This window comes from uncultured Mucilaginibacter sp. (assembly GCF_903913935.1).
GTDB lineage: Bacteria > Bacteroidota > Bacteroidia > Sphingobacteriales > Sphingobacteriaceae > Mucilaginibacter.
The window spans coordinates 1-10,547 of sequence record NZ_CAIWNH010000262.1 but is presented as its reverse complement, the minus strand read 5'-3'; the positions used below and the strand labels follow the sequence as shown (position 1 = coordinate 10,547).

Below are 10,547 nucleotides of genomic sequence, written 5' to 3'. Positions count from 1 at the left end.
GGTCTTCCACCGCCAATACCGATGATTGCGGGATCAGCTTAACATCCAGGCTATGGTTTTCCACCTTTGGGTCGCCGAAGCGGACTACTTTTCCCGCCGGATCGATCAGCCGGTTATAAGGCATCATTACCGGCAGTACTTTATTGGTTAATGTGCTGTCGTCATAAGCGCTGTGCATATTGGTTTGCTCCTGGTTGCCGGATAAGCCATTCCTTTTGGCCGGGTTGCAGGCCGATATGCACACGATCAGTAAAATGAGGTAAAGTGACACAAAGGGGTTTGTTTTCATATCATACAGATTGCGTTAAAGATAAAGCTTTAGTGTTAACTGATGATGTTTGCTCAGCAATTTGTTACTTGCATCACGGAAATCCGCAGTCTTCCATTTCAACAGGAACATGCGTGAATACCCACTATATTTTACAGCTAAATGTTTAAACATTTAATTTTTACGCTTACTTTTATTCTTTTAACCGACGATATTTAAACAGGTATATGGAAATAGGAATCGACAGCTTTGCCGCAACCGGCGATTTGAATAACGCGCTGGATGCCAAAGGCAATATCAAAGCCATGGAACAATTGCTGGCGCGGATAGAATTTGCCGACCAGGCAGGGCTGGATGTGTTTGGCATTGGCGAGCACCATAGAAAGGAATACCTGGATTCGGCTACTTCGGTCATCTTAGCGGCGGCTGCGGCACGTACCAGCAACATCAGGCTTACCAGTGCGGTAACCGTGTTGAGTGCTGCCGATCCGGTTAGGCTGTTCCAGCAATTTGCTACTTTGGATATCATTTCCAGGGGCCGCGCCGAAATGGTGGTAGGGCGGGGGTCGCACGTAGAGGCTTTCCCGCTGTTTGGTTTTAACCTGCAGGATTATGATGCCCTGTTTGCCGAAAAGCTTGGCCTGCTGCTGCAGGTAAGGTATCAGCAAACGGTTACCTGGACAGGCCGGTTTCGTGCGCCTTTGAGTAACCAGCCCATTTATCCGCGACCGGTGCAGCAGCCCCTGCCGGTATGGCTCGGGGTGGGTGGTACAACGGCATCTTTCGTGCGTGCGGGCACATTGGGCCTTCCGCTGATGGTGGCCATCATTGGCGGTGATACCGAACGCTTCAGTTCGCTGGTAGACCTGTACCGCAAAGCCGGCCACGAAGCAGGTTTTGCAACTGAACAACTAAAAGTAGGCATCCATTCCCTCGGTTTTGTTGCCGAAACTACCGAAGAAGCTGCCGAAACCTATTATCCCGGCTACCGCGAAACCTTTACCCGGCTGGGCCGCGAACGCGGCTGGCCACCGGTAACCCGCCCCGGTTTTGATGCCCAGCGCGGGCCTAAAGGCGCCTACCTCATCGGCTCGCCCGAAGTAGTGGCCGAAAAGATCCTGCGGCACAGCGAGGCACTGGGCGGCGTATCAAGGTTTACCTTCCAGATGGATAACGCAGGGCTTACTCATGAGCAGTTGCTGAAAGCGATTGAATTGATCGGGCAGAAGGTGAAGCCGCTGGTAGGGTAGCAGGGATTTCAAAACGAAAGACTGTTTTTTCAAGCCGTGGAAGCGCGATAATCCGCATGCCTCCTTTGCATTTTGTAGCGTAGCGCTACAAGTGATACAAGCGCTACAAAACTGAATATCAATATTTTAACTGCTGACAAGATTTTGTCACTGACAAAATCTTGTCAGCAGTTTTGCCGGTATTATAGCCTCGTATAACCAAAATGCCAGGCGAATCCTAAAAAAAAATATTTACCGGCACATGCGGAAAATTCGGGAAGGGCCGGATGCGCAAGTTTGGTGCATGAGTATTGTAAAGCAGGGCGACTCCCATAAGTCTAGGTTAAAAATTATTTATTTTTTGATTCGTACGCTTCAATTTCATATAGCATGCCTGGATGGGCGGGGAATTACAATAAATCCTTTTTCACTTCCTGAAATTCCAATTTTAAAATCCTAATTTTAACGCATGAACCAGGAACTTTTTGAATCTGTAGACAAATACATCAGCGACCTTTTTGGGTACGAGGATGAGGTGTTAATAGGCACCATCAAATCGATGGAGGAGGCCAATATACCGGCCATCAGCGTATCGGCCAACCAGGGTAAATTTTTGCAGCTGATCGCCAGGATGAATGGCGCAAAAAGGATCCTGGAATTGGGCACACTGGGCGGCTACAGCACCATCTGGCTCGGCCGGGCGCTGCCTTACGATGGCTACCTGCTCACGCTGGAACTGGAGCAGGCCCACGCCGATGTGGCCCTGCAAAATATCATCAAAGCTGGTTTGGACGAAGTGATTGAAATAAAGGTAGGCCCCGCGCTGGAGCTGCTGCCCCAACTGGTAGCCGGCGGCGAAGAACCGTTCGACCTTATCTTTATCGACGCGGATAAACCGCCCTACGCCGAATATTTTGAATGGGCCTTAAAACTCTCCAAACCGGGCACGGTAATTATCGCCGATAACGTGATCCGCGAAGGGCAGGTGCTGGATGATAACTGTACCGATGAACGCGTCATCGGCGTAAAAAGATTTAACAAAGCCCTCGCCGAAAACAAGCGGGTTTCAGCAACTATTTTTCAAACTATCGGGACGAAGGAGCATGATGGTATGGCGATAGCAGTGGTGAATTCGTAGTATCAACACCGTCATTGCGAGGAACGAAGCAATCTCTACACGCGCTAATCCCCACACCAAAATCTCCGGGTGACCTATCAGCCGCACGCCGGACACCCATATATTATATTTAAAGGACTGTCTATGCAGAGATTGCTTCGTTCCTCGCAATGAGCGCAGAGGGGGCATGCCGCGCGGGCCTGGTTAGCGGGTTATCCTACTAATGTCATTTTTGGTTTTACTCTTAACCGCTGCCCGCTCATGGCCGCGGGGGGCCTAGTTACTTTTGTCTTGGCAAAAGTAACCATACCGAGCAAAGCGAGTCTCATGAACACCAATAAAAAACAAATTACAATGTGAATAAACCGTGTCATCCGCCCATTGGCGGATTCTTTGCGCACAAGGCCTTTGCCGCACAAAGCCGGAAAAACTGCGGGCTGCAATCTTTTTGCGGGGCTACCCGGTCGCTTTATTACCCTGCAATGCAAAAATTTTTCGGCAGTAATTTATTTTTCATTGGCCCTCAAGAATGCTTCGCAGTTTGCTATGCCCAGCCCACCTCACAGGCTAGTAGTTTTTCCTGCTTTCTCCCGAAGCTTATCTGCTGACGGGAAGAACCTGTAATCTTTTTTCATGCCAAAGAAAGGAAAGTGTTAAGAATATAACGCCAATGAAAAGCGGGCAAAGGCCTGACAGAAAAGCGGGCCAGGGAGTCTGGCCTGTAGCGCTGAAGCTTTTTTCTGTCTTGATTTTTTTTGGTACTTTTTTGTATCAAGACAAAAAAGGACTAGCCTCCGCGGCAATTGAGCGGCAGCGGTTCCGAGTGAAACCAATATGCTCATCGCGGATACTGCACCGGGGGCATCAAATATGCAATGTCCCCGTTTGTTGGTGAAAACACCAACAAAGGCGAAAGGCCTGACAGACAAGCGGGCCAGGGAGTCTGGCCTGCAGCGCTGAAGCTTTTTTCTGTCTTGATTTTTTTGGTTACTTTTTGTATCAAGACAAAAAGTAACAGCCCCCGCGGCCATGAGCGGGCAGCGGTTAAGAATAAAACCACAATGATATCAGTACCCTGATAGCCCGCCAATCAGGCTCCACGACGATGAGCAGACGTAAATTCATTACCTGTCAGCTACACGCCGTACATCCAGCGCATTATCTTTAGTTGAATGTCCTGTGCAGAGATTGCTTCGTTCCTCGCAATGAGCGCGTGGTGACGCCTGTTTACCGATCATCTGCACGCCGTAAATCGGCACCCGCTTTATATTGAATGCCCTGTGTAGAGATTGCTTCGTTCCCTGCCTGCCGGCAGGCGGGCTCGCAATGAGCGGAGGATTTATTGTTTACACCACAACCTTCCCCATAAACGGATCACTAAAACTTGATTTCCCGGTTTCAACCCTGCCTGCATACCTATGTTCAAAATCATGATGCCCGGCAACCTTCACGCTGAAATCATACCAGCCAAAGCTTTTCTCCAGGTTCAGCACCAAAGTAGTTTTCCCCGATGCAGTTATTACCCTTTTGCGGTTGCCGCTTTTATAAGCATGATCAATGATCTCAACTTCTACCGATTTTGCAGATAAGTTGGCAAGGGAAATTTCTACGTTAGCGGTAAGTTTGCTGTTACTGCTAAGGCTGCGCTGGTAATCAAAATCAGCAGTGATGTGCGGGTTTTGGGCATTCCCTTTAAACTCGCGGTAAAAACCATTGGGGCCGTAAACCCGCAGGTGATAATTTTTATCTTCAAACTCATGCAGCGGCCAGCTGTCGGCTATGCTGTCGCCGGCGGTAAGCCCGTAGGCCCAGGTGCGCACCGGCTCAAAAGTGGTTTCGTTTCGTTTTACATAGCTGCCCGGCGCATAAACATTAAAAGGCGCGCCTAAAGCTTTGTCACCAAAAACCTTATTGCTTGCTTTAAATTGAATCACCAGGGCTGTTTTATCTGCATTTAACTTCGCATCGGCATATAACTCATAAGGCAGGGCACAGGCGGGACGAATTCCTTTTTCCTGTTTCGGCATATAAGGCGAGGCATGCGGATCAAGCTTGATCTGCGCGATCTCGTCGGGGCTAAGCAGCTTATAATCGTTGGGCAGTTTTTTAAACTGCGCTTTGTGGATTCCTTCAACAAATTCATCCTTCTTCACAAACTCCGGGCTGGCAATGCTCTCACCATTGTACGGCCTGAATGCGGAAGTAAGGTTACCGCAAATGGTCCGCCGCCAATCGCTGATGTTAGGTTCGTGGATCTTTTTACCAGTCTTTTTACTTAAAAAGTCTTCCAAAAACTGCAGGGTAGAGGTATGGTCGAAAACTTCCGAGTTTACATAGCCACCCTTGCTCCATGGCGAAGCGATGATCATCGGCACCCGGTAACCCAGGCCGATCGCGCTTTCTTTGTCAAATACCTCAGGGAAATTCTTTCGTTCCTGTTCCTGTTCAAGGGTTACAAACTCAACCCGGGTATCAATCCCTTTAGAGACTGCACCGGTACCCGGTTGATGCGAATGCGGTGCGACAAAAGGAGGCACGTGATCAAAATACCCGTCGTTTTCATCATAAGTGAGGATGAAAATGGTCTTCTTCCAAACTTCCGGGTTTTGCGTCAGGATATCCAGCGCTTCGGATACGTACCATGCCCCATACCAGGCCGAGCTGGGGTGGTCCGAAAAATTTTCGGGAGCCGTGAGCCACGATACTGTGGGTAAATTACCATTTTTTACATCCTCCCTGAATTGGTGCAACACATCGCCCGCGGGTACTTTAAGCTCGCGTTCGGTGCCGTCATCGTTATATTTAAGCGTGGCCAGCTTGCGGTGGTCCGGGTCGTGTTTATTGGTGTCGAATGCTTTTTTATGGATGCTTTTTTCCCTGTCGGATAGTTTTTCAAACATGTCCTGCTTCCAGGTTTCACGCTCTTTATTTACGCCATCCAGGTAGGATTGGGTTTCCCTTAGTTGCCGCTTTAGTTTTTTTAGATTTTTGTCCTCTTCGGGCAAGGCTGCTATTTGCTTTTTTAACCCATCAATCACAACGGGCAGTTCCGCGGCTCTTTTTTCGAGGGCCTTCAAATGCGGTTCGTGCAAAAATATATTGTACTGGGAAAAAAACTCCAAAGGATTATCCTGGAAGTTGGATAGCCAAACATCCTCTTCACCTTCAAAACCGGTATCAATCGCCACTTCATTCTGGTAACACTTCCACGAAATGCCATTATCTTCCAAACGTTCAGGGAAAGTAGGCCATTTCAGGGTGCCATAATCCATATCCTCGTTCCAAACGTGGGCCCTTGCGTTTTCATTTTGTTCTTCGCGGACAGTGCCTGTCCAAAAGAAAAGCCTGTTGGGGTTGGTGCCGGTTAGGGCCGAGCAAAAATTCTGATCGCACACGGTAAAAGCATCCGCCATGGCATAATAAAACGGGATATCCTCCCTGGTATGATAGCCCAGTGTCAATGGCATATCCGCATATTCGGGGATGCTGTTGCGCTTGTTTTCCAGCCATTTATCAAATTTACCTTCGTTGCGGGCATTTACCTGGTTGCGCCACGAGTGGGGGAGCGAATCCATCCAGGTAGCCTTGGTGTTTTTGATGTCGAGATGAAAAGGCGCATAAGTTTGACCTTTTTTATTGGATTGCAGCCATACAGGGTTATTGTCAGGCAAAGTAATAGCACGGGGGTCATTAAACCCGCGAACGCCTTTCATGCTGCCTAAAGTATGATCGAACGAACGGTTTTCCTGCATCAAAATCACAATATGTTCCGCATCCATGTAAGTGCTTCCTTCAGGCGCGTTGATCGCCATGGCTTTTTGGATGGAAGCGGGGATCATATTGGCAAGGCTTGCAGCACCGGTTAACAAAGCTGCTTTTTTAAGGAAATCTCTGCGGGAATCAGTCATTTTTGTTTTGTTTTTTACTTAGAGTAATGTGTTTATTGATTGAAAATCTCAATATTAAAAACAATAATTAATTGAAAATATGAACTTTATGATAGCTCCCCTCTCGAGAGGGGGTGTGCTGGCCTGTGATGTGGCGGGGGGGTGTTATCAGACATGCTGGTCAACACACCCCTCCATCCCTCTCAAGAGGGGAACCGCACAGGCCCGGCTTTAAAATGCGCTTTTTTTCTATTTCTTAATCGCCAAATACATTAGCACAATCATCGCTTCGCGATGTATTGTTCGCATAAACCAAACGAGAGCGTCATTCCGTTGCCGCCCAGGCCGTTAATAATGGTTACGCCGGGTTCAGCTTCAGTAATAAATTCGGTTTGCCCATTGGTCATTTTTGGATAGATGCCATGCCACGATTGCATCATTTTCCAGTCCTTAAAAATGGCAAAAGTTTGTAAGTAAGCAATTATTAAATTATTAATAAATTCCTTATCAAAAGGGTCGTGTACCAGCCCGTACTCGTGCGAATCGCCGATGGTTAGTTCGCCGCTGCCGTTTTGCGACGCCATTACATGGATGCCCCATTCCAGGTATTTACCGTATTGCCCTTCGTAACGTTTGCGTAATTCGGGCAAAGAAGCCGCCGCCTGGAAGCCGGGGTAGTGGATCATGGATAAACCGCCGCAAAGCGCAGGGCCGATGCGCCATTCATCGGGCTGGCTCACCAAACGCATCATCTGCAGTTTGCATTTGGTGATCTGTGTGGCCAAAAATAATTCCGGGTAAAGGGTTTCAAAATCGGCTCCGCTGCAAACAAATATTTCATCGGCTTGCCAGCTGCGTTTGCCTGATTTTACCGCAGGTGGGTCTATCTGGCTAATGGCCGTATTCCAAAAAAACTCCACGTCATATTTCTCAGCCAGGTAAACCGCGATCTGCCCCACAGCCACCCTCGATTCTACAATCATTTCTTCGGCACTCCATAAAGCGCCCTTTAACCGGGCAGGGTTAACCGCCGGCGATTTTTGCATTGCTTGTTTGGCATTCAAAAGGCTGCAATCGCGGTATTGGTGGTTTACCTCTACATATTCACTGATCACCTGCAACTCATCCGCACTGTATGCCAAATGCAGCGATCCTACCTCATCGTGCCAGACCCTGGCTTCGGTGCAAATTTCTTTCCAGATGCTGCGCGATAGCATGGCCCGTTCAAACAGCGGCCCGGTAGCCTGCCCGATAGGCCAAACCATCCCGAAATTGCGGATGGATGCACCTACGGCCCGTTCATTCCGTTCAAACACGGTTACTTTATAGCCTCGTATTGCCAGGGCTCTCGCGGTGGCAAGGCCAACAATACCGGCCCCTATAATAATTGCTGATGGTTGTTTCATGCAGGTATAATATTCAATGGTTCTTTCTGTGCGTCAACGTCCTTTTTCGCCTCCCGTAAAAAATACAGCAGGGATAAGGTGGCACAAATGCCGCCAACGATGGCTACGGTCATCACGCTGTTTTTAAAAAATGCGCCCCAACTAATGCTCGGTTGCCCCAATTCTTTTACCAGTAAAACGCTTACGCTGCCCAGGTAGCCAATCGAGTCGGCTACGTAGATGAGGAAACCTACATTCCCCTTATAATGGTAAGTAGCCAGCAGGCGTTCAAAAAAAACAGCGTTATAAGGCACATAGCCCAGGTAAAGGCCCAGGCCCGCCATCGTCATCCAAACCATTGGGCCAATAAGCCCTAATCCAAACAAAATGGTGCCGGTGCCGATGAGCAAACAGCCGGAAATGATCATGTAATGGATAATTCGGAAAGCTTTAAGGTTTCGTTTAACCAGGATAAGGAGGCTGATCGCCACCAGCACTAAAACGGAGATGATGGTATCTATTTTTGTATAGATGGTATTGTCTTTTATGCCCAGGCTGGCCCAGATCTCCACCTCAAAATTATCACGCACATCGCGCATAATGGTAAGCAGTACATAAATCACCAGGGTTAAAATAATACCGGGTAAAAATCGCTGTAAAAAGTGCTTCCGCTCCGCAGCATCCATTGGCTCCCGTTTGGTACGCAGTTTTATGTCTTCCGGGGTAGGCGGGGGCATTAATTCAAGCATCAGCACAAACAGCAAAAGCGGGACTACAAACAGTGCCCCGGTGACAAAGGGCATGGTAAACTCGCTGATGTGGAACGAACCCATCAACGTACGGGCTACCGTTTTTACAAAACCGGATGCAAAGATCAGGCTGATGGATAATACGCCCGCCATAAATTCGGTAGATTTACGGCCTTCCAAATAGCTGAACACCAAACCCCATATCAACCCCAGCGGGAAGCCGTTGATAAACAAAAACGCAATGTTATAAGGCGCCGGTACAATGGCAAAAAATAGCAATGCGATCCAGGCGGTGCCTATCAGCATCAAAATACTTTTGGCCCGCTGGTCGGGTTTTAACTCGGCGATGAATTTGATACCATAAAACTTACTGCAGGTATAACCAATAACCTGTGCTATAACCAGCCAAACTTTATAATCAACATGAAAATACTGCTGCCCGGTAAAAGTACCCGCGGTAAATGCCTTACGGAAAGCATACATAGAGGTATACGCCCCAAAGGCCGAGATTGCCGCCATTAATGATAAAACCGGGTACGGCCATTTGGCAACTTTAACCCGCAGTTGGTCTATTGCGCTCATAACTATTGTTTAATAATTTCAATCACCTTTGCGATGTCGTCAATAATATGCGTAGGGTTATAAATTTCCAGTTCTTCGCGCGTAAATATGCCGGTGGTAACACCAATAACGTAGCGGCAGCCGGCGTTTTGGCCCTCGCGCATATCAACTTCTGTGTCACCAACTTTCACCACTTCAAGCGGGTCGGTAATAGCACAATCTTTCATTATTTTCCGGATCATAAATGGATGCGGGCGGCCAAGTTCAACTTCGTCTGAGCCGATAACCTCGTCGATTAATCCCTTTTCTATCCAATGCAGACGCGTTACAATAGTATCCGCGATATCCCGCGAAAAACCGGTATTGATGCCGATCTTAATGCCCATCTGGTGTAATGCAGCAAAAGTTTCTTCAACATTGGGCAGGGGAGCTATTCCCGGCTCAAACTGGTAAAAATGGATCATCTGTTTCACAAACTCACGGTGGATAGCATCAACCAGTTCAATCGTGATCTTTGTTTTATCCGTTTCGTGCAGTTGCAGCATTTGGGTGATCGCTTCATTTTTCTCATAACCCATCAATGGGTTGATCAGTTCGAGCGGGACATCATACTGGTATTTTTTCAAAGCTGCCTGGAAGGCTTTGCTTACGTTATGATCATCTTTAACCGTTGTACCGGCTATATCAAAAACAACTAATTTTATTGACATCTAATGTTTATTTGGGTTGAGCAATACTAAACTAAGTTTATTAATATCAAACCAATATAATATTAAGTTATGATTAATTATTGGGAAACAACCTGAATTGGACGGCGAAAAAAATATTATGCCTAAGATCATTTTATTTCATGATCAAAAGCATCGCCCCCCGTTTTATATCCTCCTTACTTTTATCGTATGAATAAGATCACTTCTTCTCCGGATCTCCAAAGTCAACGTGAAGTGAAAAAGCCTGTAAAAAACCCGGTTAACCTCCAATATATTCAATTTGTTAATGTAAAGCCGGGCATTTGCTACGTAAACTTTGATGTAGGAAACATTTTAACAAAACAGCAAAATGAAAGTAATTGAACGCGAATTTTTTGAAAACCTTTTCGACCAGTTGAAAGAAATGGGATATGACTTGTTTGGTCCTGCCGTTCATGATGGAGCTATCCTTTACGATCAAATAGCGTCAGCAAGCGAATTGCCCGCCGGTTGGCACGATAAACAGGAAAAGGGGACATACCGGCTGGAGAAATCAGAAGATCCATTAGTTTTTGCTTATGCCGCAGGCCCGCATTCATGGAAGAAATTTCTCCACCCCGCTGAAAACCTGCTTTGGAGGGCACAACGCACTGAAAACGGTT

Annotated in this window: 8 protein-coding genes and 1 pseudogene; 4 read left to right on the top strand and 5 right to left on the bottom strand. The window is 47.4% G+C overall.

Translation table 11 applies throughout. From position 1 onward, the window contains the following. Positions 1 to 289 (bottom strand): annotated as a pseudogene (locus QZY09_RS10240) (phosphoesterase); the annotation flags it as partial. Between the two features lie 206 nt (positions 290 to 495). Between QZY09_RS10240 and QZY09_RS10235 the strand changes: the two are divergent. Next, entirely contained in the window at positions 496 to 1,518 is a 1,023-nt protein-coding gene (locus QZY09_RS10235) for an LLM class flavin-dependent oxidoreductase (protein ID WP_295672038.1), read from the top strand. A 448-nt stretch (positions 1,519 to 1,966) separates the two neighbouring features. Next, entirely contained in the window at positions 1,967 to 2,635 is a 669-nt protein-coding gene (locus QZY09_RS10230; protein ID WP_295672036.1) for an O-methyltransferase, read from the top strand. Positions 2,636 to 3,960: 1,325 nt separating this feature from the next. On the opposite strand, the gene QZY09_RS10225 is transcribed toward QZY09_RS10230, so the two are convergent. The 4 genes from QZY09_RS10225 to QZY09_RS10210 form a co-directional block, all read right to left on the bottom strand. After that, entirely contained in the window at positions 3,961 to 6,522 is a 2,562-nt protein-coding gene (locus QZY09_RS10225) for a phosphocholine-specific phospholipase C (protein ID WP_295672034.1), read from the bottom strand. 260 nt (positions 6,523 to 6,782) lie between these two features. Next, the gene (locus QZY09_RS10220; protein WP_295672032.1) at positions 6,783 to 7,907 is read right to left on the bottom strand and encodes a TIGR03364 family FAD-dependent oxidoreductase; all 1,125 of its coding nucleotides are present in this window, start codon (positions 7,905 to 7,907) and stop codon (positions 6,783 to 6,785) included. Next, positions 7,904 to 9,217 (bottom strand): DUF5690 family protein, encoded by a 1,314-nt coding sequence (locus tag QZY09_RS10215; protein ID WP_295672030.1) that lies wholly within the window; start codon positions 9,215 to 9,217, stop codon positions 7,904 to 7,906. The genes QZY09_RS10220 and QZY09_RS10215 overlap by 4 nt, the downstream gene beginning before the upstream one ends. A 2-nt stretch (positions 9,218 to 9,219) precedes the next feature. Next, positions 9,220 to 9,906 carry an HAD hydrolase-like protein gene (locus QZY09_RS10210; RefSeq protein ID WP_295672028.1) on the bottom strand — a complete coding sequence of 229 codons (687 nt, stop codon included), beginning with the start codon at positions 9,904 to 9,906 and terminating at the stop codon, positions 9,220 to 9,222. Positions 9,907 to 10,095: 189 nt separating this feature from the next. On the opposite strand from QZY09_RS10210, the gene QZY09_RS10205 reads away from it, so the two are divergent. After that, complete coding sequence (locus QZY09_RS10205; protein ID WP_295672026.1) at positions 10,096 to 10,269, top strand: hypothetical protein; 174 nt, start codon at positions 10,096 to 10,098, stop codon at positions 10,267 to 10,269. Then, the coding region (locus QZY09_RS10200; protein ID WP_295672024.1) for a hypothetical protein at positions 10,256 to 10,547 on the top strand (292 nt) is incomplete at its 3' end. The genes QZY09_RS10205 and QZY09_RS10200, both read left to right, overlap by 14 nt.

Coding starts and splice junctions, on each gene's coding strand:
- QZY09_RS10205 (WP_295672026.1), top strand. CDS start 10,096: ATGAATAAGATCACTTCTTCTCCGGATCTCCAAAGTCAACGTGAAGTG.
- QZY09_RS10220 (WP_295672032.1), bottom strand. CDS start 7,907: ATGAAACAACCATCAGCAATTATTATAGGGGCCGGTATTGTTGGCCTT.
- QZY09_RS10210 (WP_295672028.1), bottom strand. CDS start 9,906: ATGTCAATAAAATTAGTTGTTTTTGATATAGCCGGTACAACGGTTAAA.
- QZY09_RS10230 (WP_295672036.1), top strand. CDS start 1,967: ATGAACCAGGAACTTTTTGAATCTGTAGACAAATACATCAGCGACCTT.
- QZY09_RS10235 (WP_295672038.1), top strand. CDS start 496: ATGGAAATAGGAATCGACAGCTTTGCCGCAACCGGCGATTTGAATAAC.
- QZY09_RS10225 (WP_295672034.1), bottom strand. CDS start 6,522: ATGACTGATTCCCGCAGAGATTTCCTTAAAAAAGCAGCTTTGTTAACC.
- QZY09_RS10215 (WP_295672030.1), bottom strand. CDS start 9,217: ATGAGCGCAATAGACCAACTGCGGGTTAAAGTTGCCAAATGGCCGTAC.